This is a genomic window from Sphingomonas sp. PR090111-T3T-6A, assembly GCF_000383095.1.
In the GTDB taxonomy this organism is placed as follows: domain Bacteria; phylum Pseudomonadota; class Alphaproteobacteria; order Sphingomonadales; family Sphingomonadaceae; genus Solisphingomonas.
In genome coordinates this window covers 28450-50831 of the sequence record NZ_AORL01000021.1, presented here as the reverse complement: position 1 = coordinate 50831, position 22382 = coordinate 28450, and the positions used below count along the sequence as shown (strand labels likewise).

Genomic DNA, 22382 nt, shown 5'->3' with positions numbered 1-22382 from the left:
TTCCGTGGGTCTCGCAGCCTGCTCGCCCCGGGATATGGCGGACGAACGCCAGCTCGGCGGAGACCCGCGGCTGGGCTCGCAGGTCGCCGAAGCGAAGTGCGCCGCCTGCCATGGGGGCCCGGGCATCGACGCTGCACCCGGGGTCCCCTCCCTGAACGAGCAATATCCCGAATATCTGAGGAAGCAGCTCGCCGCCTTCGCGGCGCCGGCCGGCGCCCCCAACCATCGCGTGAGCGCGGTCATGGAGCCGATCGCCCGCGCCTTGCCGGACACCGATCGGGACAATGTGGCTGCGTGGTATGCCCAGCTCTGGCGCAAGCCATCCAGGCCGCGAAATCCGGCCGAAGCGGCCTTGGGCAAGCAGATATTCCTTCACGGCCGCCCCGAGGACGATCTGCCGGCTTGCGCAGCCTGTCACAGGCCGGACGGAACCGGCATTCGGCCGGACTTTCCCAATCTCGCCGCCCAGGACCCGGCCTATATCGAACATGAACTCAGGAACTGGGAGCCTCTTCGCGGACATCGGGGCAAGCTGATGTCGATCGTCGCTCCGCGCGTGAAGCCCGAATTGACGGGGCCGCTGGCGGACTATCTGGCCACGCTGGCAAGCAAGCCCGTCAAATGATCACCCGACAGGGGTGACATGACCCGCCCCACCCGAGGGTTCGTCCGTTATCGACGGATTGCAGATATATTTGCGTCCGCCGCCGGGAGAGCTAGCAAGCGGTCTGCGCAACGGCAGATGGGCGGGAACCGAGAGTGAATATCAGAACCTTTGCCAGGACGATCGGACAGATCGCGCTCGCAGCGCTTGCCACCGGCCTGCTCGGTGCCGCCGCGTCGGCCCGGAACGACGAGACCAGCTTCGGAAATCGGGTGATCAGCCTCGATTGGCAGAATGACGGGCATCTGTCCGGAATGCGTGCGGTCGACCATGCCAACAACCGGGTCATCGCGTTCACTGCGCCGTTCGCGCTTCATCTTGCGGACGGCACGCTGCTCACCCCGGCAGAGCTTGTCATGCAGGGCCAACCAAAAGCCAACGCGATCGCGCCGGCTCCGGAAGCATCGCGCCTCGCCGAGCGCAAGAAGCGCGCACAGCTCGAAACCGTCTTTGTCGACAAGGCCGGCCGCTTCCGCGTCGAATGGCGGCTGATCCAGGTTGCCGACGCCTCCTATCTGCGCGCCGAAGTCACCGTGACCGCTTTGAAGCAGGATGAGGCGATCCCGCGGATCGACCTGTTCGAGGGCGAGGCGCCGGGCGCCGAGGTCTTCGGGCGCGTCGATGGATCGCCGGTGGTGATCGGCCCCGATTATCTCCAGTTCGAAAACCCTCTCTCGAAGGCGAGCACGGGCGTGGACCATCCGACGATCCGCCTGTGGATCGATCGCGCGCTCCCGCTGGAGAAGGGCAAGTCCATAACCTACAGCGCCGCTGTCGGAACCACGGCGCCGGGCCAGTTGCGGCGCGATTTCCAGACCTATGTGGAAGATCAGCGGGCGCACCCCTACCGCCCCTATCTCCACTACAACAGCTGGTACGACATCGGATATTTCACGCCCTACACGGCCGACGAGGCGGTCGGGCGGATCAACATCTTCTGCCGGGAGCTTTCCGAAAAGCGAGGAACCCGGCTGGACTCGTTCCTGTTCGACGACGGGTGGGACGACCGGAGCGGCAGCTGGAAATTCTCCAAGGACTTCCCGGACGGGTTCGTCCCACTTCGCGACGCCGCCGCGAAATGTGGCGCGGCACCGGGAATCTGGCTTTCCCCCTGGGGCGGCTACGGCCGTCCGAAGGCGGAGCGCATCGCGGCCGGCGGCAAGGAATATGAGACGATCGACGGCGGCTTCGCGCTGTCAGGCCCGAAATATTATCAGCGCTTCCATGATGTCGCCCTCGATCTTCTCACCAGACAGGGCATCAACCAGTTCAAGTTCGACGGCACCGGCAACGCCAGCCGGGTCATCCCCGGTAGCCGGTTCAACAGCGATTTCGACGCCGCGCTGGCGCTGATCCACGATCTGCGCGCCACGAAGCCGGACCTGTTCATCAACCTCACCACGGGCACTTATCCGTCCCCCGCATGGCTCCGTTATGCGGATACGATCTGGCGGGACGGCGAGGATCATGATTTCGCCGGTGTCGGTAACCCGCGCGAGCGCTGGATCACCTATCGCGACAAGCAGGTCTATGAGAACGACGTCGTGGCGGGGCCGCTCTTCCCGCTCAATTCGCTGATGCTGCACGGCATCATCTACGCGCAACATGCCGTCGGATTGAACAGCGATCCTCAGGGCGATTTCGCCAACGAAGTCCATTCCTATTTTGGGAGCGGCACCGAACTTCAGGAACTCTATATCACGCCTTCGCTCCTGACTCCGCAGAACTGGGACATGCTCGCGGAGGCCGCGAAATGGTCGCGCGCCAACAGCAACACCCTGAAGGACACCCATTGGATCGGCGGAAATCCAGGTCATCTCGACGTCTACGGCTGGGCTGCCTGGAGCCCGCAAAAGTCGATCATCACCCTGCGCAACCCGGATGCCAGGCCCCAATCCTTCCTGCTTGATCTCGCCCGCACGCTGGAACTGCCGCAAGGTGCGCCGAACCTCTATGCGATCAAGGTCATGTGGTCGGGCGGGGCCAATCCGCCCGCCACGCTTGCCGCCGATCACGCGACCACGATCGCGCTCGCGCCGTTCGAGGTGCTGACGCTCGAACTGTCTCCCCGCCCGTAGGGGGCAGCAAGGATCGAGTACCGCCCGGATCCGGGGCGTCGGCGGATCTGTTTCGATTGCAGAGCAAGAACCGGAGTTCGCACACAGCCTGCCGAACCTATCTCCGTTCAGGTCGTCGAGAGGCTGAGCAGGAGGACTCGATCTCAGATGCGTGATCTCTTCGAGGGGCATCCGATCGTCGAACCGGCGATCGAAACGATGTCGGAAGGCGCCTTCATCCTGCGGGGGTTTGCCAAGCCGCAGGACGGAGAGTTGCTCCAAGCGCTTGACGACGTCCTTACGGCTTCGCCCTTCCGCCACATGGTGACGCCCGGCGGCTATGCGATGTCGGTTGCCATGACCAATTGCGGCGCGGCCGGATGGATCACGGACCGGACGGGCTATCGCTACGATGGAACCGATCCGCAGACGGGATTGCCCTGGCCCGCCATGCCCCACTGCTTCGAGGCGCTGGCGAGCGCCGCGGCGGCCGCGGCCGGCTATCCAGCGTTCCGGCCGGATGCGTGCCTCATCAATCGCTACGTCCCCGGTGCGCGCCTGTCGCTTCATCAGGATCGCAACGAGCGCGATTTCGCGCATCCGATCGTCTCGGTTTCCCTTGGTCTGCCGGCGACATTCCTGTTCGGCGGCCCGAAGCGAAGCGATACGCCGAGCAGGTTTGCGCTCAGGCACGGCGACGTCGTCGTCTGGGGAGGCCCATCCCGCCTGCGCTTCCATGGGATCGCGGAGCTGAAGGACGGCGAGCATGAAACGCTGGGGCGCCAACGCATCAATCTCACCTTTCGAAGAGCGCTGTGATGGCATCTCTCGGGCACCGAAGCCGATCTGCTGTCGGGCTTCCGGATTCAAGAGCAAGGACCGGAGTTCGGATGATCCGACCAAGGCGTACTCCCGACATGACGAAACAGAGAGGAGTAACAGCGATGAACGTCATGTCTTCCAGCGTCGTGCCGACCACGGGGGCAGCCACGCCCGCAGCCGAGCAGATCTCCTATTCGATCGCGACATCCGCGCTGGGCGAATTGCTGGTCGCGAGGAGCGCCACCGGCGTGTGCTCGATCCAGTTCGGGCGGGATCGCCAGAAGCTCGAAGCGGAACTGGCCGCCGAATTCCCTGACGCCCGGCTGATCACGGATGATGATGCGGTGAGGGACGATCTTGCCAACATCCTCGACTTCATCGAGCGGCCGGCAAAGAAGCTCCATCTTGCGCTCGATCTGCGCGGGACGGTGTTCCAGCGCAGGGTTTGGGAGATGTTGCTCACCATCCCGACCGGCACGACCCTTACCTATAGCGAGCTTGCCGATCGTCTCGGGATGCCAGGCTCGGCCCGCGCCGTGGCGAGCGCTTGTGCCGCGAACCGGCTCGCGGTGGCGGTTCCGTGCCATCGTGTCGTGCGGAGCGACGGCGAGCTCGCCGGCTATCGCTGGGGAATCGAGCGCAAGCGTTCGCTCGTCGGCAAGGAGGCCGCGGCATGAGCGGTCGGACCTTTCCGTATCCGGCCTCCGCGGCGGTGTCCGCGGAGGCTCGGGTCGAAGCCTATGACTGGCGGACGATCACGGAAGAGCTGGATGGCTTCGGCTGCGCGACCCTGCCCAACCTACTCTCGGTCGACGAGTGCCGCGCGATTGCAGCGCTCTATCCGGACGAAAGCCACTTTCGCAGCCGGGTCGTCATGGGGCGACACGGTTTCGGCCAGGGCGAGTATCGCTATTTCCGCTATCCGCTGCCTGATCTGGTGGGCAAATTGCGGACGGCGATCTATCCGCATCTGGCCGACCTCGCCAATCGCTGGAACGGGCAGATGGGGATCGATCAACGCTATCCGGCCGATCATGCCTCTTATCTGGCACGCTGCCACGAGGCTGGGCAGACACGCCCGACGCCGCTGCTGCTGCAATATGGGCCGGGCGACTATAACTGCCTGCATCAGGATCTCTATGGCGAGCTTGTCTTCCCGATTCAGGTCGCGATCCTGCTATCGGAACCGGGGGATGATTTCACGGGCGGCGAGTTCGTGCTCACCGAACAGCGCCCCCGGATGCAGAGCCGGGTCGAGGTGGTCCCTCTCCGACAGGGTGATGCCGTCGCCTTCGCGGTCCACAACCGGCCGGTTCGGGGAACTCGAGGCACCTACCGCGTCAACATGCGCCACGGCGTAAGCCGCTTGCGCACTGGCCGGCGCCATGCCGTCGGGATCATCTTCCACGACGCTCCCTGAGCATGCTCAGGTCGAAGCCCCGGTTTGCAAGAGATCATTGGGTGGGAAGATGCGTCCGACACCGGCTCTCTACCAATGCGATTGGAAGCAAGGATCGGAGTGCCCCCAATCTCTCGCCAAGCCATGAAGACGAGCGAGACTTCGGGAGTACGACGATGCAAGAGACGATCTGCTTCGCATGGGGGGCCAGTTCCCTCGGCGATTTCCTGATCGCGACGACCAGCCTCGGGATCGTCGCGCTCGAATTTGGAGAGGATCGGATCGCCATGGAAACGGCGCTGCGCGCACGCTTCCCGGAGGCGATCATCAGCGAGCGCCCGGATGTGCTCGAGCCGATCCGCATGAAGGTCACCCGCGCCATCGAGGAGCCCGGATACGAACCCGACGTGCCGCTCGACCTGCGAGGCACGCCCTACGAGGTCAAGGTCTGGCGAATGCTGCGCGAGATTCCCGCAGGCGAGACGACAAATTACGGCGCATTGGCCGCGCGGCTCGGCACCCGGGACGCGCGCGACGTCACGACGGCGATCGCCAGCAACACGATCGCCGTCCTCGTGCCCTGTCACCGCGTGATCAAGAAAGACGGCACGATTTCCGGATATCGCTGGGGTTTCCAGCGCAAGCGCACCCTTCTTGCGCGCGAACGGGGCCTGCACAAAGGTAGCGGCTCAAGCCGCCCCGGCGCCCGCGAGGGATGACAAAACCAGGGGGCATCTGCCCTAGAGTGGGAAACAATCCGCCTGAGCGCCCGATCTGCACGGGGCGTAAAAAAGCCCCGGAAAACTGAGCGTTTTCCGGGGCTTGTCATGGTGGGCGTGGCAAGGATTGAACTTGCGACCCCTGCGATGTCAACACAGTGCTCTACCACTGAGCTACACGCCCGCCGTGGGATGGGCCTCTAGCCAGCATGATGGAGGATGACAAGCGCCTTGTTACGATTTTTTGGGGATAACTCCGCTTCAGGGCTCCCCGGCCATCGTACCGACGCCGAACAGCCGATCCACCTCCAGCACCAGATCGCGCAGGTGGAAGGGCTTGGAGAGCACCTTGGCATTGGGGTGCGAGATGCCGCCCTTCAGCGCCACCGCCGCGAAGCCGGTGATGAACATCACCCGCATGTCCGGCGCCATCCGTGCCGCGCGCTGGGCGAGTTCGATGCCGTCCATCTCGGGCATGACGATATCGGTCAGCAGCAGATCGAAGCGTTCCGCCTCCAGCAGCGGCAGCGCCGCCGTGCCGCAATCGACCGCAGTGACGGAATAGCCGACCCTCTCCAGCGCGCGCGCCAGATACTCGCGCATTGAGCGGTCGTCCTCGGCGAGCAATATCCTGATCATCGTCTCTCACACACCCCGGATGACCCTTCGCGGCACAACCACGGAAAGGGCGTATCGGCTCCTAACGCATCGGGCAGATAACGCGGCGGGTTCGCCTTCGCTTCCACCCCTCACCTATTGGCGAGTGCGCAGACCATTGCTCACCGCACAGCGACTGCCTAGCAGAATAGCATGGCCATGAAGCCTTCGGAACTGATCGCCTATGCCAGGTTGGGACAGGTGGGCGCACGCAGCCCGCTGGTGATCGCCGTCCCGCACGCCGGGCGGCATTATCCGCCCGCGATGCTGGAAGCCGCCCGCCTGCCGCGGAGCGCTCTGGAGACGATCGAGGATCGCTATGCCGATCTGCTCGTCACCGACGCCGTGCAGGCCGGCGCCGTCGCGATCGTGGCGCAGGCCGCCCGCGCCTATGTCGATCTCAATCGCGACGAGCAGGAAATCGATCCGGTGCTGCTGACGACGCGCCCTTCGCCCGGCATGCTGATCGCCTCACCCAAGGTCGCAGGCGGGCTGGGCGTGGTGCCGAGCCGCATCGCGGCCGGCGGAGCCGTCTGGAAGCAGCCGTTCAGCGAGGCGGAGCTGGAGGCCCGGATGGCGGGCGTCCACCGCCCCTATCACGCGGCGATTGCCGCCGCGATGGACGAGGCCATGGCAGTGCATGGCATCGCGATCCTGCTCGACTGCCACTCAATGCCGTCATTGGCCGGCCGGGGGCCCTCGCCCCGTGTGGTGGTGGGAGACCGGCATGGCCGCTCGGCCGCCACGCGCTTCGTCGCGGCGGTGATGAACACGGTACGCGACGCGGGGCTGACGGTGGCGCGCAACCATCCCTATGCCGGAGGCCATACGCTCGACCGCCATGGCCAGCCGCGCAGGGGACGTCACGCGATCCAGATCGAGGTCGACCGCTCGCTCTATCTCGACCCGCTGGAGTTGGAGCCCGGCCCCGGCCTCACCGAAGCCCGACGGCTGGTAACGGCGATCGCCGCCGCACTGGAGGACGAGGCGCGCGGGCTCGCGCTTGCGGCCGAGTAGATCGATCACCATTAAAAAAACCGCCCCGCGCAGATGCGCGAGGCGGCCAAGGTTCAGGGAGGAACGCGCCCGGAGGCGCGTCATGCGCGGTCACGAAGGGGGGCGCGACCACGCATCACAAAAATAGAGCGCGGGGGATCGATTTCAAGCGCAAAGATGCAAAAAAGCCACGACTCGACTAAAAAACTATCGAGGGGCGATTAAAGGCTTGCTTTAGCGCGGTCCTGCGCCCGGCAGCATCCGGTCCAGCGTGCGGTCGCGATCCAGGAAGCGGTGCTTCAGCGCCGCCGCGACGTGCAGCACCAGCAGCGCGAGCATCAGATAGGCGACCGTCTCATGCCGATCATGCCAGACATGGCTGATCGCCTTCTCCTGCGGCACGGGGAAATAAGGCAACCCGAAAAGCCCGAAGAATGTAAGCGGATGACGCTTGGGAGAGGCCGACGTGAAGATCCATCCCGACAAGGGGATGAAGATCAGGAAGGCGTAGAAAATCCAGTGGACCGCGTGGGCGAGCCCCTTCTCCCAGGGCTTCACGCTGGCGGGCAACGGCGGGGGCCGATGGCCGAGTCGCCAACCCAGCCGCACGAGGCTGAGCAGCAACACCAGCATCCCGATCGACTTGTGGATGGGCACGATGCCATCCGGCAGATCGTCCATGAGCAGACCGATGCCGAGGTTGGTGATGAGGAGAACCGCAATCGTCCAGTGCAACGCGATAGCCACCCGCGTGTAGCGCGTCAGGCCGGCACCCGAGAACACGGTCCCCATCATCACCACCTCAATATTGGTCGTTCCCGCCTGGCGGATCAGATCAGGGGCATGTCCGGCACGGGCAGCTTGCCCTGCTGCACCTGACGGCCGAACACGTCGGCCATGCGCTGAAGCGAGAAGAGATGCGCGTAGATCAGCGCCATCAGGCCGCTCTGGATCCACTTGCGAGCCACGTCGCCACGCAGATTCTTGACCGCCTCTTCCGAGACGATCTGGAAGCCGCGATACACATAAGGCTGCGGCGCGTCGGCCGGCTGGGCGGTGAACTCGCCGTCGATCAGCAGCTTCTGCTCGACGACGTCCTTGAAGAAGGAACCGGTCAGCAGGCTGCTCTGCTCGACCTGCTCGCAGAAGGCCAGGATCGCCTTGGTGCGCTCGGTCGGGTTGCCGTCCTCGAACAGCAGATCGCCCTCATCATAGGCGCCCACCACATCCGACGTCGGATCGACGCAGAGCGACAGCTCGTCCGTATCCGGGCGCAGGCGCGCCAGCATGAAGGGGTAGCGGCGGATATAGGCCGGGACATAGACGTCGGCCGGGAACAGGCCGTTCTCGTCGACGAAGGTGTTGATGCCCTCGTTCAGGCCCATCAGCGCCAGCGGCACGGGATTGTCGCCGACCGAGAAGACGATCGGGAAATGACGGCTGGCGGAGATGAACTCCTCGACCAGCAGCGGCACGGCATGGACGTTCTTGAGGAACGGCGCGCCGGCGACCGGGCGGATGCGCCAATCAGCATGGACCTGGCTCGAGATCGGCGTCAGATCGTTGTAGAACAGCGGCAGGCCCTGATTGGGTGCGCTCGCCATAAACTTGCTCTCCTGAAAACCACTGGACGGGAGAGGCCCCCCGCCCCCCTTTGAAGACAGAGTCGTCTATGGCCCGGAAGCGGCTTCTGCAAGCGGGAGCAGCGCTCCGGGGTTCATGATTCCGGCCGGATCGAGCGCATGCTTCACCGCCATCATCGCCGCCAGCCGCGCCGGATCGATCAGATGGAGGAAATCGGCGCACTTGAAACGGCCGATGCCATGTTCCGCAGAGAGCGATCCACCCGCCTCCGTGACGAGGCCGTGGACGAAGCGCGACACCTCGGCGGCGGTGGCCTTGAACCAGGCCTTGTCGTCCCCGCCCGAGGGCGCACGGACGTTGAAATGGACGTTGCCGTCGCCGAGATGGCCGAAGGCGATCGGCCGCGCGCCGGGGAAGCGCTCGACCACCGCCGCGCTGGCCCGTGCCATGAAGGCAGGCATGTCGGCGACGGTGACGGAGATGTCGTGCTTGGCGGCCATGCCGTCGCGCGCCTCGGCCTCGGACATGCTCTCGCGCAGCTTCCAGAAGGCGTCGGCCTGCGCCTCGCTGACCGCAAGCGCGGCGTCGCCGATGAGACCAGCCTCCAGCGCCTCGGCGAGCGCCCCCTCCAACCGCTCGCCCAGCGGGGCATCTCCGGCAGGCGCCACCGCCTCGACCAGCACGTTCCACGGCCACGCCTCGACAAGCGGCGCGCGGGTGTCGGGAATGTGGCGCAGCACCAGCGCCAGACCCTCGGCCGGGACCAGCTCGAAACTCTCGACCGCCTCGCCCAGCCGATCCTCCAGCCGGCGCAGCAGGGTGAGCGCCTGTTCGGGATCGCGGAAACCCACCCAGGCGACCGCGCGCTCCCCGATCGCAGGCACCAGCTTCAGCGTCGCGGCCGTCACGAGCCCGAGCGTCCCCTCCCCGCCGATCAGCAGTTGCTTCAGATCGTAGCCGCGATTGTCCTTGCGCAGCGGCGCGAGGCCCCGGAGCATCGATCCGTCCGGCAGCACCGCCTCCAGCCCCAACACCAGCGACCGCATCGGCCCGAAGCGCAGCACCTGCGTGCCGCCCGCATTGGTGGAGATGAGCCCGCCCACGGTCGCATTGCCCTTGGACGCCAGTGACAACGGGAAGCGGCGTCCTTGCGCCTCCACCGCCGCATGGAGATCGGCCAGCACCACGCCGGCCTCCGCCGTCACCGCATTGTCCGCCGCCGAGACCGAGCGGATCGCGCGCATCCGCCGCATCGAGACGAGCAACGCCCGCCCCTCCCCTATGCCGGCAGGCGTGGCGCCGGCGACCATCGAGCTGTTGCCGCCCTGCGGCACGATCGCCACGCCTTCGGCCGCCGCCGACGCGACGATGAACGCCGCCTCCTCCGCGTTAGCCGGCGAGACGAGCGCCGCCGCCGATCCCGTCAGCCGCCGCCGCCAGTCGGTGAGCCAGGGCGCGAGATCGGCCGGATCGGTGGTGAAGCCCGCCGGCCCCAGCCGCTCGGACAGACGCGCCAGCAACCCCGGAGAAGGCATCGGATAGGTCATGCCCCCTCTCCTAGAGCGATTGCGCGGATGCGGAAACGTCCGATTGTCCGGTCACAACTGGCTGCATATTAATTCATCGCATGTTCAACCCGGCATGGTCAGCGTAAGCAGCCATCATGCTTTTTCCACCATGGGGCCCTCACTGGTGATAGCGCTCGCGCTCATTGCCATCCTGTTCGGCGGCACCGGCACGTCCGGCGGCCAGGGCGTCGCCACCGCGACGGTCGAGCAGTTGACCGTCACCCAGTCGGTCATCATCCGCGTGCCCGCGCGCCGGTCCCACCGTGCCAATCGGCGCGCCCATGTCGATCCGCCCGCAATGCCGGTCTTCCGCGATCGCAAGGGGCCGCGCTGCATCGACGCGGGCGCCATCGCCGGCGCCGCCATCGCCGCGCCGGACAGCGTGGATTTCATCCTCCGCGGCGGCCAGCGCGTCCGCGCCCGGCTGGAGGACGAATGCCCCGCGCTCGATTATTATTCGGGCTTCTATGTGAAGCCCGCGGGCGACGGGAAGATCTGCGCCAACCGCGATTCCATCCGCACCCGTTCGGGCGGCGATTGCCAGGTGGATCGCTTCCGGCTGCTGATACCGGTCCCCCAGCATTCGCCTCCATCCCCTTGACAAGGCGAGCCTGGCACGACAGGGCAACGTGCGATTCCACCTGCCTGTCGCAAGTGGTCATTCCCGGAACCGTGCATGAGCTTCGCCGACCTCGGCCTCTCTGATGAATTGCTCCGCGCCATCGCGGACGCCGGCTATACCGAGCCGACCCCGGTGCAGGCCGCCGCCATCACGCCTGTGCTGATGAATCGCGACCTGATCGCGATCGCGCAGACCGGCACCGGCAAGACGGCGAGCTTCGTGCTGCCGATGATCGACATCCTCGCCCATGGCCGCAGCCGCGCGCGGATGCCGCGCTCTCTGATCCTGGAGCCGACGCGCGAACTCGCCGCGCAGGTCGCCGAGAATTTCGAGAAGTACGGCAAGTATCACAAGCTCTCGATGGCGCTGCTGATCGGCGGCGTGAACATGGGCGATCAGGTGGCGGCGCTGGAGAAGGGCGTCGACGTCTTGATCGCGACGCCGGGCCGCCTGATGGACCTGTTCCAGCGCGGCAAGATCCTGCTGACCGGATGCTCGCTGCTCGTCATCGACGAGGCGGACCGGATGCTCGACATGGGCTTCATCCCCGACATCGAGGAAATCTGCACCAAGCTGCCCGCCGCGCGGCAGACGCTGCTCTTCTCCGCGACGATGCCGCCGCCGATCAAGAAGCTGGCGGACAAGTTCCTGTCGAACCCGAAGCAGATCGAGGTCGCCCGCACGGGCTCGACCAATGCGTCGATCGAGCAGGCGCTCGTCACCACCACCTCGCGCGGCAAGCGCGAGACGCTGCGTGGCCTGCTCGGCGCCGACGACGTCAACACCGCGATCATCTTCGCCAACCGCAAGACGACGGTGCGCGATCTCAACCAGTCGCTCCAGCGCCACGGCTTCAAGTCGGGCGAGATCCATGGCGACATGGACCAGTCGTCGCGCCTGAAGGAGCTGGATCGCTTCAAGGCCGGCGACATCAACATCCTCGTCGCCTCCGACGTCGCGGCGCGCGGGCTCGACATCAAGGGTGTCAGCCACGTCTTCAACTTCGACGCACCCTGGCACCCGGACGATTATGTCCACCGCATCGGCCGCACCGGCCGCGCGGGCGCGACGGGCAAGGCCTTCACCCTCATCACCGATGAGGATGCCGAGAACATCGCCAACATCGAGAAGCTCACCGGCCAGAAAATCCCCCGCATCGAAGGCCTCAAGGCCGAGCGCGAGGCGCCGGCCGCCGCCGAGGAGCGCCGCCCCGCCAGCCGTCGCGGCGGTGGCGAACGGTCGCGCCCGGAGCGCGATCGGCGCGATTCCGTGGCCCAGCGTGCGCCTGCCCCGGCGGCGGAGCCCATCGCGAACGATGCCGATGCCGCGTGGAACGGCCCGGTTCCGGCCTTCCTCAACCAGCGGATTGCAGACTAAACGAAGCAAATCTTTCGCGCTTTCTTTACGCTTCTCCGCTACCAAAGTGGAAGGTGAGAGATTCGGCCGACAGTGAGGCCGCAATCCTTCGCTTCGGGGGATGGACTGCGGTATCGTGACCGACACGAGGGGCACATTCGATCGTATTCGAGCGCTGCTCGAGGAAAGCGCGATTGCGCCGACGCCATCGAATTACGAATTTCTTTATAGATATGTCAGCGGCGCCGACCCTCAACTGGTCGAGGCGGTGGACGCCGTGCGCCGCACCAAGGGCCAGCTCAGCGACCGCATCCTCGCCAACATCCGCCGCGAACTCTACGGCACCGGCCGCGCCGGCGTCGGCCGCGTGCTGGAGGATACCGAGGCGCAGCTCGCCCGGATGAACGATTATATCGAGCGCTCCGACGCCGATGCCCGCAACTATGCCTCGCGGCTGGACGTCAGCCGCTCCGATCTCGACGCCGCCGCGACGCTAGAGCGCCAGCGCGCGATGCTGGCCGAGATGATCGAGGCGACCAACCAGATGCTCGCGACGACCGAACAGCTCCAGACGGAACTGGCGGCTTCCTCGCGCGAGATCGACGCGCTGAAGGCCGATCTGGAGATCGCCCGCGTCGATGCGCGGTCCGACGCGCTGACCGGCCTCTCCAACCGCAAGGCCTGCTGCGACTATCTCGACGCGCAGATCGAGCGCGCGATGAACGAGGGCCGGCCGATGAGCCTGATCTTCCTCGACATCGATCATTTCAAGAAGTTCAACGACAATTACGGCCACCGCATGGGCGACGAGGTGCTGCGTCTGGTGGCGCAGAGCCTGGAGCGCTTCTTCCACGGCCGCGGCTTCGTGTCGCGCTGGGGCGGCGAGGAGTTCGTGATCGTCATGCCCGGCCACGCGGCCGAGGAAGCCACCCAGTTCGCCGAGCGCTTCCGCCAGCATATCGGCACGCGCACCGTCCGCGCGCGCCAGTCAGGCCGCGAGATCGGGCGGGTGACGCTGTCCCTCGGCGTCGCCGGGCTGGACCGGGAAGACAGCGCGCAGAACCTGATCGACCGGGCGGATCAGGCACTCTACGACGCGAAGGCCGATGGCCGCGACCGGGTGGTCTGCTGGAAGGCTGCGGCGTAGAATTTCCGTCCGCGGAGTTGACGAAGTTGACACGAGCAGCGCTGTTTTAGCTGCGCGCTCGTCATGGCTGGATCGGCACTGAGAAAGATCGGCCGTGTGAAGCGGCAGCGTTACCGTGTCAGACGAAATCCTACATTGGAAGGATGATGGGTTTCGACCAGAGCCGGACGTTCATATCAGCTTCGGTGAACGTCCGGTCCTGACGGAAGCTGCCGGTCGGCATTGCGCTCCAAGTCAGCCGTGCAGCGAGGCCGCCGATCACCTGAAAGCAGACCAGCGTTACCAATGGGCCTGGATGACTGGATCCGGGACCAGGCTCTTTTCAATCGTCCAACCAATCCGCCGTGATCTCGCCCCTATGCCCTTCCGGCGCCAGTGCGGCGCGGAGGGCTTCCAGCAGAGGCCGCAGCGCCTGTATGAAGGCATAGGGCGGATTGACGATAAAAAGGCCCGCGCCATTATAGATGCCGGGCCGATCGGCATCATACAACCAATGCTCCACCGACAAGAATTTCGGGATGCCGAGCGTGCGCAGCTTGTCCTTCCACCGCTGATGCGTCGCGCGGTCTTTCAGCGGATACCAGATGACCGTCACGCCATGCGCCCATTTGCGGTGCGCCGCGGCGAGGGTGGCTGTGATGCGGGCGCGTTCGTCTGTCTGCTCGTACGGCGGATCGATCACCACCACGCCGCGCGCCGTTCGGGTCGGGAGCATCGCCAGCCAAAGCTCGTAGGCATCGCGCTCATGCACGGCAGCAGGCGTACCGCGCATCGCGCCGCGCAGGGCATGGGCGTCCTCGGGATGCTTTTCATTGAGGATCAGCAAGTCCTGCGGGCGCAGGAGCTGCGCCAGGAACTGCGGCGAGCCGGGGTAGAGGCGCGGCTCTGCCCCGACATTCACCGCCTGTACGGCGGCGCGATAGTCGTCCAGCAAGGGGTTCGGGTCGGCAAAGACGCGCAGCACGCCTTGTGCGGCTTCGCCGGTGCGTTGGGCCTGCTCGCCGCCAAGGTCGTAGAGCCCGCAGCCGGCATGGGTGTCGATCAGGGTCAACGCGCCCTGTTTTTGCTGCAAGGCCCGGACAAGGGCGATCAGCAGGCTATGCTTCACGACATCGGCGCTGTTGCCGGCATGGAAGGAATGGCGATAATTCATTGAAATCCAAAACCCTGCCGATTTGCCTTTATACGAGCTACCGGGCGAGGAAGCCGATCGCGAGACGATTGAAGCAACCAATCCGGCGCTCATATGCGCCCAGCGGAAGACGTCAAAGCCCCTCTGAGCCAAGCCTCCAATCAGCTTTCGCGGTCGGCGGCAACCGGCAGGAGAGTCAGCTGCGATCCGCAATCCCGCCGGCCGTTTCACATGCACCCGCCAAACGGCGTCATCAGTCCTACGTGCCGCTGGTACCCTCGCCCAGGCTAGAGAGCTCCTCGAACTGGCCCGGCGCGATCCCGGCGACAGACCAGTCGCCGATCGACCAGCGGACCAGCCTCAGGGTGGGCAACCCGACCGCCGCCGTCATGCGGCGCACTTGCCGGTTGCGCCCTTCGCGGATGGTGATTTTCAGCCAGCTGTCGGGGATGAACCTGCGCTGGCGTATCGGCGGATCGCGTAGCCACAGGTCCGGCGCGTCGATACGAGCAACATCGGCAGGCAGGGTCATGCCATCCTTGAGCCGGACGCCCTGCCGCAAGCGTTCCAGTTCCAGCGCCTGCGGATCGCCTTCGACCTGCACAAGGTAGGTCTTGGGCAGCTTGAAGCGCGGATCGGAAATTCGCGCCTGCAGCCGCCCATCATCGCATAGCAGCAACAGGCCCTCGCTGTCCCGATCGAGCCTCCCGGCGGGATAGACGCCCTTCACCTCGATGAAGTCCGACAATGTCGACCGAACCGTTGGCGATCCGCGGTCCGTGAATTGCGATAGGACCCCGAAGGGTTTGTTGAACAGGAGCAGCCGGGCCATCCTGCGCTCCATATCGTTCGGCTGCGGCTTTGTCTTCTGGCGCATGCCGCCGCCGGATCGGCTGCGCCCGCCAGACCCACCCGGAAGCTGTCGGTCGGCTTTCCTGTTTTCTCAGCGAGGATCGGCCGTTCCGCTATTGGCCCGATCTTGGTCCATCGAAGATTGCATGCGTGGGAGGCCCAGCTGACTGCCTCCACCGAAAGCCGCCATTCGAGTGGCGGGTCTGGCACGGCGGGAATGTCCCCTCACCGGCCACCTGCGCAAGCTGATCCAAACACGAACATACAGCGGCTTCTCGGATCTCACGCCTCGCCGTTGCACGGCCCCAATGCGGGGGCATTAACCAAAACCCGGCCGTTCGTTCCGTCCGTACGTTGAAGCAAGGTGATCTATCCCCGAGCTGCCGACTCCTGTGTGCCTTCCCGAATGAGATCGATGAGCGCACGCAACCGCGCCGGAATATGCTTCCGACTGGCGAAATAGAGACAAAGTCCTGGATAGGCCGGCGTCCAGTCATCGAGCACCTTCAGCAGCCGCCCATCGCGCAGATGCCCGGCGACCGAAGATTCGGACACGAAGGCAAGGCCCGCCCCGGCAAGAGCGGCGTCGACCATCAGGCCGCTTTCGTCCAGCGTCAGGATGCCGGGCACGTCGATGCTCGTGCCCTCCCCATGCAACTCGAACTCCCAGCGATATAGTCTGCCGCTCGCCATGCGCGCGCGGATGCAGCGGTGGCGCGCCAGATCGGCCGGCACGACAGGCGGTGGGCGGTCCGCGAAATAAGCAGGCGAGCCGACCACGATCGAACGGATCACGGGGATAATCGGGATCGCGATCATATCCGGCGGCACCGCTTCGGCGATCCGGATGCCGGCATCGAAGCCCTGGCCGATGACATCGATCAACGCACCCTCTGTCACGATCTCCAGCTCGACACCGGGATAACGCCGGCCATATTCGAGAAAGAGCGGTACCAGCAGCATGCGGGCCGCGCCGAGCGAGGTGTTGAGCCGGAGCGTGCCTGTCGGCGCACCGCCATATTCGCTCGCCGCCTCCACGGCGGCATCGATGCTAGCCAGCGCAGGCATCACCTGCGCGAGGAACTGCTCGCCAGCGGCGGTCAGCGCTACGCTGCGCGTCGTGCGGTTGAAGAGTCGGACGCCGATCCGCCCCTCCAGCCCGGCAATGGCGTGGCTGACGGCCGAACTGGTCAAGCCGAGCTCCCGCGCAGCCGAGCGGAAACCGCCGGTGCGGGCGACCGCCGCGGCCGCCTCGAGCTCTATCATGCTCGCCCTGGACATTGCGTAATCCATCTCATCAGACTGTGCAGGATTGGCACGCTTATCAGATCAGGCATGGCGCCGCATATCGCCGTCTCACATCATCGACGGAGCAGATTCATGCGCGAGATCGACACCATCTCCATCGACGGAGCCTTCGTGACGCCCCATGGACGGGAACGGGCGCCCCTTTTCAACCCTTCGACGGAAGAGCAGATCGGGACCGTCCGCCTTGGCGACGAGCAGGATGTGACCGCGGCGGTCGCCGCAGCCAAACGCGCCTTCCCGGCCTTTTCGCGCACCACCAAGGCCGAGCGCATCATGATGCTGGAACGCCTTTCCGCTGCCGTCTCCGCCCGCGCGGACGATCTCGCCGCCGCAATGGCGGAGGAATATGGCGCGCCTTCCTATTTCACCGGCTTCTCGGTGCAGCACGCGGCCTCGGTCTTCCTCGATATGGCGCGCACGCTCGAACATTACGCGTTCCGCCGGACGATCGGCCGCGCCGAGATCGAGATGAAGCCGGCCGGCATCGCTGCGGCGATCACCCCGTGGAACAGCAATATCGGTTTCATCGCTTCGAAGCTGGCGACGGCGATCGCGGCGGGCACGACGATCGTCATCAAGCCCTCCGAGATGAGCGCGATCCAGACACAGGTGATGGCCGAGTGCTTGCATGCGGCCGGGCTGCCCAGGGGGGTCTTCCATATCGTCAACGGCACCGGCGCGGTGGCCGGCGCGGCGCTGAGCGCGCATCCCGATATCGCCAAGATCAGCTTTACCGGCTCAACCGCGACCGGCCGCGCGATCCTCGCCGCCGCGGCACAGCGCATGGCTCGTGTGACGCTGGAACTGGGCGGCAAGAGCCCCTCCATCATCCTCAACGATGCCGATCTCGATACCGCCATCCCGCAAGCCCTGATGATCGGCTTCGCCAACAGTGGCCAGGCCTGCATCGCCGGCACGCGCATCCTCGTCCCGGAGGAGCGGCTGGCGGATATCGCTGAGCGCATCAGGGTCGCGGTCGCCGCGATCAAAGTCGGCGCGCCGACGGATCCAGAGGCGAGGATCGGCCCGATGGTGAGCCAAAAGCAATGGGATCGCGTCCAGTCCTATATCCGCCTCGGCCAGGAGGAAGGCGCGACGCTGCTGATCGGCGGCGAAGGGCGTCCGGAAGGCCTCGACCGAGGCTGGTTCGTGCGCCCGACCGTGTTCGCCGGCGTGCACAACCGGATGCGGATCGCGCGCGAGGAGATATTTGGACCCGTCCTGTGTTTGATCCCCTATCGGGATGAAACGGAGGCCGTCACGATTGCCAACGACACCGATTACGGTCTCGCAAGCTATGTCTTCGGTGCGGATGTCAAGCGCGCGCAGCAGGTCGCCGAACAACTGGAAACAGGCCGGGTCGCAATCAACGGCGCGCCGCATGAGCCGCTCGCGCCGTTCGGCGGCTTCAAGCAATCGGGCATCGGGCGGGAATTCGGTATCTTCGGGCTCGAATCCTTCCTTGAGCCTCGCGCCGTCCTGGTCTGATAGCGGCAGAGGCCCCCTGAACGGAAGACCGGTCCCGGGCGCGGCCAATTGCGCCTGGAACGATTGATAAGGGGCGTCAACCGATGGCAGCTTTTGGCAATCGCGAACGCGCGGCTGAACGACCGGGATTAGGCGCATTACTGCCAGTTTCCAAGCGGTTCGTACCAGCCTGTATTGGATGCTCCACGCCAATATCGTGATATACGTGTCCCGGTTCATGAGCGAATGTCAAGGTCTGGACGATCAAGCAAGGCCGCCTCGACATCGGCAGCAATGGCCTCAATCCGGGTATCGAGGATGCCGTGGGCCTGGAGCGCCTGCCTCGTGCGAAACAAGTAATCGGCCGAACTCCCGAGGGAGCCACGACCTGTAGCCAACCGCTCCACAATCTCCTCGCGTGGGAGATTTCCCGCATAATGATCGCTGTCCATGTCGATCGTGAAGGCGATCCCCTGACCAAATCCGTGGCCGGTTTCGTCACATAGCTCGACCCACTGCGGGTTGTAGGCGCCTGTGATCATCTCCCGCCGCCATAACAGGGAAAGTTCGCGCTCCACCGCATCCGCGGCGATCCGCAGCGCAATCCCATCGCAAGAGCCGCCAACTTCGAGCCCCAGCAGGAGGCCCGGTCTTTCAGGGGAGCCACGCCCTACCATTGCCGATAGACAAAAGGATCTGCTCCAGCCGGCAATGCGGGCCTTCCGCGCCTCGACAATGTCGATCGCCGGGTTCCAGATGAGTGAACCATAGGCGAACACCCAGATGTCTCCCGAAGGCCGAGCCGCCAACATCGACTGTAACGATGCGGTGCGCTCTTCCTCGCTCGTCAATCGCTGCAAGGGCCCGTCACGCGCGATCAGAGCGGCGAGACCTTCTTCTTCCAGGATGCGTCTTGAAAGCAGAAATTGCTCTCCCAGCGGCGAGGCGCCCTCTGCCTGATCCTCTTTAGGTTTCACCGTCATCTGGCTCCGGTCCCGAAATGCCCGCGACGACAGCGGGTCGCCATCATCGTCAGCAGGATGGGTTTTCGGGAAATGGAGATAAACTGGTGGGCCAGGGACAGTCCGTCTCCTGCAGGGAAACAGTTGGGAGGCCATGCCGACTTCCCGGATCAGCGTTCCTGCTGTTAGATGACAATCCTGATCTGGCGACTTGCGCCTGACCGCTGGCAGAGATTGTGTATCGCCACGTTATGTCGCCATGGGAGATACAATGATCGAGCGATCCATCCCCGGCATCCAGGACATCGAGGTTTTCATAGCGGTCGCGGAAAGCGCCAGTTTCACGCGTGCGGCCGAACGGCTCGGAACGAGCAAATCCAACACCGGGAAGGCCGTCCAGCGACTGGAAGCCAAGCTCGGCACCCGATTGTTCCAGCGGACGACCCGGGCCGTTCGACTGACGGAAGACGGCGAAACCTATCTGCAAGCGGCACGGATGGCGATCGAGGGGTTAACCGACGCGGAGAATGCGCTGGCAGCGCGACGCTCGGAACCGGATGGGCGGGTCCGTCTCGATGTCCCCGCCGGTCTTGGCCGCCTCTTCCTGCCGGCCCTGGAGGAACTGCTGCGGAGCTATCCCAAGGTCAGCCTCGAACTCTCGCTATCCGATCGTCATTCGGATGCCGTCGGAGAAGGCTGGGACCTGGTCGTTCGCATCGGGCAGCTTCCCGAGCAGGGGGACATGACCGTCCGCAAGCTCTGTGATCTCCGTCTTGGTCTCTACGCGTCCCCTGCCTATCTGGAACGGCGGGGAACGCCGAAGGAAGTCCGCGACCTCGAGGCCCATGATGGCGTGGCGTTTCGTCAGGCGGCCGGGACGATCCGCTCCTGGACGCTGAACGACAATGGCCGACGGCTGGATTTCCTGCCGCCCACGAGCAGCGCGGTCATGACCGACGGGCAGGCCCTGATCGACGCTGTGATCGCCGGCTTCGGCATCGCCCAGATCTTCGATCGTGCCGCCCAGCCCCATCTTTGCGCCGGCCGCCTCGTCCGCGTCATGCCCGAAGCCGATATTGACGGCCCGCCTGTCCACGCGCTTGTCCCGCTCGGTCGCGGTATGCCGCGCAAGACGCGCGTCGTACTCGATGCCCTTGCGGATCTCCTGCGCAAACCCATCCCGGCCTGACAGGCTCACCGCCACCACAAACAGATACGCAGGTCACGCAGAGCCTTTCGCCCGACAGCACGAGCCACGACCGGCCATGTCGACGGCCGACAGGGTGGCCCCACCGGCGCGCCGGCAAGAACAAGCAGGATCGCCATAGTGGAGGCGGCTCTAGCTCGTCCGAGAGCGTGGAGGCTGCCGGCCCGCATGATATGCGGGCCGGGAAGCGAAGCGGAAATTGCCATTACGCGACCTTTTCGGGCGCCTTCACTCCGGCAACGGCCTGGTTCCTGCCGAGGAAGAAAAAGACGGCCGCGGCAGACAGGACCGTCACGACGGCGAGGATGTGGGTCAGGCTCTGGAAGGCTTCGATATAGCTCTGCGCGAGCATGGGCCGGATGGCTTCAGGGGCCACTTTCGCGGCCTCCGCCAGATCGCCCGTCGCCACACGCTGCGCCAGTTCGCGCTGGTGCGGAAGCGTCGCCATACCAACCTCGCGCGCGGTGCGATGGAGACTTCCCGCCGACAGGGCAGCGAGCACGGCGCTGACCACCGCCAGCGCGACGCCCTCGCCTGCCACGCGCGTGGTGCTGAAGATGCCAGTGGCCATACCGGCCCGCTCCTTGGGCACGACGCTGACGGAAAGACCGTCCATGAGACCCCACGGCAGCCCGGCCCCGAAACCGATCACGAGCATCGGCAGCACGGCGGAAGTCCCCGCGTCGACGCCCAGCGTGCCAAGCCACAACAGGCCGCCAGCCGATACCAGCAACCCCACCGCTGACACGGCCCCCGCCGAAAACCAGCGCGTCAGCGTGACGGCGACGGTCGGCACCACCAGCATCGGCGCGGAGAGCGCCATCATCAGCAAGCCGGCCTCGATCTCGCTCCGGCCTTCGATACCGATGAAGCGGAGCGGAAGGAGGATGAGCAGGACGACATAGCAATAGCAGGTGGCGATCGGCAGCACCTGCACGCCGATGAAACGGTGATAGCGGAACAGGGTCAGATCCAGCATCGGCCGCGCGACGTGGGTCTCTACCCAGGCGAACACGGCGAGCAGAGCGGCCGAGCCAACCAGCAGCGCGATCACGAGCGGGCTGCCCCATCCGCTCTCCGGCGCCTGAATCACGCCGAAGGTGAAGAGCGACAGCATGCCGGTGAAGCTGAGCACGCCCGGCCAGTCGAGACCGGATGCATCCGGATCGCGCGTTTCACGCATCCGCGGCACGCCGAACAGCAGCGCGATGCTGCCGATCACCGTCGTCGTCAGAAAGATCGATCGCCAGCCGAACGTCTCGATGAGAAAGCCGGAGACGATCGGGCCGAAGGCGAGACCGATGCCGAAAGTCGTGCCCAGCATGCTGAAAGCGCGTGCCTGCGCCTTGCCGTGGAATTCCTGCGCGAGGGAGGCTGCTCCACCCGAGAGAGCCGCCGCAGCGCCCACGCCCTGAGCCGCGCGCAACAGGTCGATGACCAGTACGGAGGGTGCGAAGCTCAGAGCCAGCGAGAAGATGACGAACAGGCCGACGCCAATGGTGAAGAGCCTCTTGCGGCCATATTCGTCCGCCAGCGCGCCGGCCGCCATCAACAGGCTGCCGAACGACAGCATGAAGGCATTGGTGATCCAGGTGAGCGCCGTCGGGCTGGCCCCGAGGTCCCGGCCAATCGCGGGCGTCGCGACGGCGCCGCCTGAGAAGCTGAGCGGCAGGATCAGCGCCGCGAGGCAGACGGCGCCGAGAACGGCGAGGCTGCCGGTGCCCTCCGGGGCACGGGAAGAGGTCATAGGTCACCCGATTATAGAGACAGGAACGACCGCAGACCTAATCCTTGTCCCCTGAGCTGATAAACGCGCAGCATTGCGACGATCTGTATCGTTATCCGCAACAATAGCGTCCTCGC

The 22382-nt window shown here is 65.4% G+C and carries 21 protein-coding genes and 1 tRNA gene; 12 read left to right on the top strand and 10 right to left on the bottom strand.

Annotation, left to right across the window (positions count from 1 at the left end; genetic code table 11):
- The first annotated feature begins 34 nt into the window (after nt 1–34).
- The 6 genes from ST3T6A_RS19855 (at nt 35) to ST3T6A_RS0110350 (ending at nt 5661) form a co-directional block, all read left to right on the top strand.
- Nucleotides 35–625 (top strand): c-type cytochrome, encoded by a 591-nt coding sequence (locus tag ST3T6A_RS19855; RefSeq protein ID WP_162140526.1) that lies wholly within the window; start codon nt 35–37, stop codon nt 623–625.
- A 134-nt stretch (nt 626–759) separates the two neighbouring features.
- Complete coding sequence (locus tag ST3T6A_RS0110370) at nt 760–2742, top strand: hypothetical protein (RefSeq protein ID WP_019832850.1); 1983 nt, start codon at nt 760–762, stop codon at nt 2740–2742.
- Nucleotides 2743–2889: 147 nt separating this feature from the next.
- On the top strand, nt 2890–3540 hold the full coding sequence (gene alkB / locus ST3T6A_RS0110365) for a DNA oxidative demethylase AlkB (protein WP_019832849.1): 651 nt from the start codon (nt 2890–2892) through the stop codon (nt 3538–3540).
- A 125-nt stretch (nt 3541–3665) separates the two neighbouring features.
- Entirely contained in the window at nt 3666–4220 is a 555-nt protein-coding gene (locus tag ST3T6A_RS0110360; protein ID WP_019832848.1) for a methylated-DNA--[protein]-cysteine S-methyltransferase, read from the top strand.
- Nucleotides 4217–4963: a 2OG-Fe(II) oxygenase gene (locus ST3T6A_RS0110355; RefSeq protein WP_019832847.1), complete on the top strand. Its 747-nt coding sequence runs from the start codon at nt 4217–4219 to the stop codon at nt 4961–4963. The genes ST3T6A_RS0110360 and ST3T6A_RS0110355 overlap by 4 nt, the downstream gene beginning before the upstream one ends.
- A 155-nt stretch (nt 4964–5118) precedes the next feature.
- Entirely contained in the window at nt 5119–5661 is a 543-nt protein-coding gene (locus ST3T6A_RS0110350; protein ID WP_019832846.1) for a methylated-DNA--[protein]-cysteine S-methyltransferase, read from the top strand.
- Between the two features lie 109 nt (nt 5662–5770).
- On the opposite strand, the gene ST3T6A_RS0110345 is transcribed toward ST3T6A_RS0110350, so the two are convergent.
- Both ST3T6A_RS0110345 and cpdR read right to left on the bottom strand, forming a co-directional pair.
- Nucleotides 5771–5845 (bottom strand) — tRNA-Val (locus ST3T6A_RS0110345).
- 77 nt (nt 5846–5922) lie between these two features.
- Nucleotides 5923–6300, bottom strand: coding sequence for a cell cycle two-component system response regulator CpdR (gene cpdR / locus ST3T6A_RS0110340; protein WP_026359598.1), 378 nt, complete (start codon nt 6298–6300; stop codon nt 5923–5925).
- Nucleotides 6301–6471: 171 nt separating this feature from the next.
- Here cpdR and ST3T6A_RS0110335 point away from each other — a divergent pair, with 171 nt between their 5' ends.
- Nucleotides 6472–7335, top strand: coding sequence for an N-formylglutamate amidohydrolase (locus ST3T6A_RS0110335; protein WP_019832844.1), 864 nt, complete (start codon nt 6472–6474; stop codon nt 7333–7335).
- 213 nt (nt 7336–7548) lie between these two features.
- Here ST3T6A_RS0110335 and ST3T6A_RS0110330 read toward each other — a convergent pair whose 3' ends face one another.
- The 3 genes from ST3T6A_RS0110330 to ST3T6A_RS0110320 form a co-directional block, all read right to left on the bottom strand.
- Nucleotides 7549–8109 (bottom strand): cytochrome b, encoded by a 561-nt coding sequence (locus tag ST3T6A_RS0110330; RefSeq protein WP_019832843.1) that lies wholly within the window; start codon nt 8107–8109, stop codon nt 7549–7551.
- A gap of 35 nt (nt 8110–8144) precedes the next feature.
- Nucleotides 8145–8918, bottom strand: coding sequence for a SapC family protein (locus tag ST3T6A_RS0110325; protein WP_019832842.1), 774 nt, complete (start codon nt 8916–8918; stop codon nt 8145–8147).
- Between the two features lie 66 nt (nt 8919–8984).
- The gene (locus tag ST3T6A_RS0110320; protein WP_019832841.1) at nt 8985–10445 is read right to left on the bottom strand and encodes an FAD-binding oxidoreductase; all 1461 of its coding nucleotides are present in this window, start codon (nt 10443–10445) and stop codon (nt 8985–8987) included.
- A 130-nt stretch (nt 10446–10575) separates the two neighbouring features.
- On the opposite strand from ST3T6A_RS0110320, the gene ST3T6A_RS0110315 reads away from it, so the two are divergent.
- The 3 genes from ST3T6A_RS0110315 (at nt 10576) to ST3T6A_RS0110305 (ending at nt 13591) form a co-directional block, all read left to right on the top strand.
- Nucleotides 10576–11067 carry a hypothetical protein gene (locus tag ST3T6A_RS0110315; RefSeq protein ID WP_019832840.1) on the top strand — a complete coding sequence of 164 codons (492 nt, stop codon included), beginning with the start codon at nt 10576–10578 and terminating at the stop codon, nt 11065–11067.
- Between the two features lie 75 nt (nt 11068–11142).
- Nucleotides 11143–12465 (top strand): DEAD/DEAH box helicase, encoded by a 1323-nt coding sequence (locus ST3T6A_RS0110310; RefSeq protein ID WP_019832839.1) that lies wholly within the window; start codon nt 11143–11145, stop codon nt 12463–12465.
- A 115-nt stretch (nt 12466–12580) separates the two neighbouring features.
- The gene (locus ST3T6A_RS0110305; RefSeq protein WP_162140525.1) at nt 12581–13591 is read left to right on the top strand and encodes a GGDEF domain-containing protein; all 1011 of its coding nucleotides are present in this window, start codon (nt 12581–12583) and stop codon (nt 13589–13591) included.
- 322 nt (nt 13592–13913) lie between these two features.
- On the opposite strand, the gene ST3T6A_RS0110295 is transcribed toward ST3T6A_RS0110305, so the two are convergent.
- From ST3T6A_RS0110295 to ST3T6A_RS0110285, 3 genes are all read right to left on the bottom strand, one after another.
- Nucleotides 13914–14744, bottom strand: a complete 831-nt coding sequence (locus ST3T6A_RS0110295) for a 23S rRNA (adenine(2030)-N(6))-methyltransferase RlmJ (protein ID WP_019832836.1) — start codon at nt 14742–14744, stop codon at nt 13914–13916.
- 238 nt (nt 14745–14982) lie between these two features.
- Nucleotides 14983–15555, bottom strand: a complete 573-nt coding sequence (locus ST3T6A_RS0110290; RefSeq protein ID WP_019832835.1) for a pseudouridine synthase — start codon at nt 15553–15555, stop codon at nt 14983–14985.
- A 389-nt stretch (nt 15556–15944) separates the two neighbouring features.
- On the bottom strand, nt 15945–16841 hold the full coding sequence (locus tag ST3T6A_RS0110285; protein WP_157602742.1) for a LysR family transcriptional regulator: 897 nt from the start codon (nt 16839–16841) through the stop codon (nt 15945–15947).
- Here ST3T6A_RS0110285 and ST3T6A_RS0110280 point away from each other — a divergent pair.
- Entirely contained in the window at nt 16746–18371 is a 1626-nt protein-coding gene (locus tag ST3T6A_RS0110280) for an aldehyde dehydrogenase family protein (protein ID WP_235785771.1), read from the top strand. The genes ST3T6A_RS0110285 and ST3T6A_RS0110280 overlap by 96 nt on opposite strands.
- A gap of 215 nt (nt 18372–18586) precedes the next feature.
- Here ST3T6A_RS0110280 and ST3T6A_RS0110275 read toward each other — a convergent pair whose 3' ends face one another.
- On the bottom strand, nt 18587–19333 hold the full coding sequence (locus ST3T6A_RS0110275) for a gamma-glutamylcyclotransferase (protein ID WP_019832832.1): 747 nt from the start codon (nt 19331–19333) through the stop codon (nt 18587–18589).
- A gap of 250 nt (nt 19334–19583) precedes the next feature.
- On the opposite strand from ST3T6A_RS0110275, the gene ST3T6A_RS0110270 reads away from it, so the two are divergent.
- Nucleotides 19584–20501 carry a LysR family transcriptional regulator gene (locus ST3T6A_RS0110270; protein WP_019832831.1) on the top strand — a complete coding sequence of 306 codons (918 nt, stop codon included), beginning with the start codon at nt 19584–19586 and terminating at the stop codon, nt 20499–20501.
- A 223-nt stretch (nt 20502–20724) separates the two neighbouring features.
- On the opposite strand, the gene ST3T6A_RS0110265 is transcribed toward ST3T6A_RS0110270, so the two are convergent.
- Nucleotides 20725–22266 carry an MFS transporter gene (locus tag ST3T6A_RS0110265; RefSeq protein WP_019832830.1) on the bottom strand — a complete coding sequence of 514 codons (1542 nt, stop codon included), beginning with the start codon at nt 22264–22266 and terminating at the stop codon, nt 20725–20727.
- Nucleotides 22267–22382 lie beyond the last annotated feature (116 nt).

What these genes read in the sequence shown, in the direction of transcription:
- ST3T6A_RS0110350 (WP_019832846.1), top strand. Translation starts at nt 5,119, where the DNA reads ATGCAAGAGACGATCTGCTTCGCATGGGGGGCCAGTTCCCTCGGCGAT.
- ST3T6A_RS0110335 (WP_019832844.1), top strand. Translation starts at nt 6,472, where the DNA reads ATGGCCATGAAGCCTTCGGAACTGATCGCCTATGCCAGGTTGGGACAG.
- ST3T6A_RS0110285 (WP_157602742.1), bottom strand. Translation starts at nt 16,841, where the DNA reads ATGATAGAGCTCGAGGCGGCCGCGGCGGTCGCCCGCACCGGCGGTTTC.
- ST3T6A_RS0110310 (WP_019832839.1), top strand. Translation starts at nt 11,143, where the DNA reads ATGAGCTTCGCCGACCTCGGCCTCTCTGATGAATTGCTCCGCGCCATC.
- ST3T6A_RS0110290 (WP_019832835.1), bottom strand. Translation starts at nt 15,555, where the DNA reads ATGGCCCGGCTGCTCCTGTTCAACAAACCCTTCGGGGTCCTATCGCAA.
- cpdR (WP_026359598.1), bottom strand. Translation starts at nt 6,300, where the DNA reads ATGATCAGGATATTGCTCGCCGAGGACGACCGCTCAATGCGCGAGTAT.
- ST3T6A_RS0110295 (WP_019832836.1), bottom strand. Translation starts at nt 14,744, where the DNA reads ATGAATTATCGCCATTCCTTCCATGCCGGCAACAGCGCCGATGTCGTG.
- ST3T6A_RS0110330 (WP_019832843.1), bottom strand. Translation starts at nt 8,109, where the DNA reads ATGATGGGGACCGTGTTCTCGGGTGCCGGCCTGACGCGCTACACGCGG.
- ST3T6A_RS0110270 (WP_019832831.1), top strand. Translation starts at nt 19,584, where the DNA reads ATGATCGAGCGATCCATCCCCGGCATCCAGGACATCGAGGTTTTCATA.
- ST3T6A_RS0110320 (WP_019832841.1), bottom strand. Translation starts at nt 10,445, where the DNA reads ATGACCTATCCGATGCCTTCTCCGGGGTTGCTGGCGCGTCTGTCCGAG.
- ST3T6A_RS19855 (WP_162140526.1), top strand. Translation starts at nt 35, where the DNA reads ATGGCGGACGAACGCCAGCTCGGCGGAGACCCGCGGCTGGGCTCGCAG.
- alkB (WP_019832849.1), top strand. Translation starts at nt 2,890, where the DNA reads ATGCGTGATCTCTTCGAGGGGCATCCGATCGTCGAACCGGCGATCGAA.
- ST3T6A_RS0110360 (WP_019832848.1), top strand. Translation starts at nt 3,666, where the DNA reads ATGAACGTCATGTCTTCCAGCGTCGTGCCGACCACGGGGGCAGCCACG.
- ST3T6A_RS0110325 (WP_019832842.1), bottom strand. Translation starts at nt 8,918, where the DNA reads ATGGCGAGCGCACCCAATCAGGGCCTGCCGCTGTTCTACAACGATCTG.
- ST3T6A_RS0110265 (WP_019832830.1), bottom strand. Translation starts at nt 22,266, where the DNA reads ATGACCTCTTCCCGTGCCCCGGAGGGCACCGGCAGCCTCGCCGTTCTC.
- ST3T6A_RS0110275 (WP_019832832.1), bottom strand. Translation starts at nt 19,333, where the DNA reads ATGACGGTGAAACCTAAAGAGGATCAGGCAGAGGGCGCCTCGCCGCTG.
- ST3T6A_RS0110315 (WP_019832840.1), top strand. Translation starts at nt 10,576, where the DNA reads ATGGGGCCCTCACTGGTGATAGCGCTCGCGCTCATTGCCATCCTGTTC.
- ST3T6A_RS0110355 (WP_019832847.1), top strand. Translation starts at nt 4,217, where the DNA reads ATGAGCGGTCGGACCTTTCCGTATCCGGCCTCCGCGGCGGTGTCCGCG.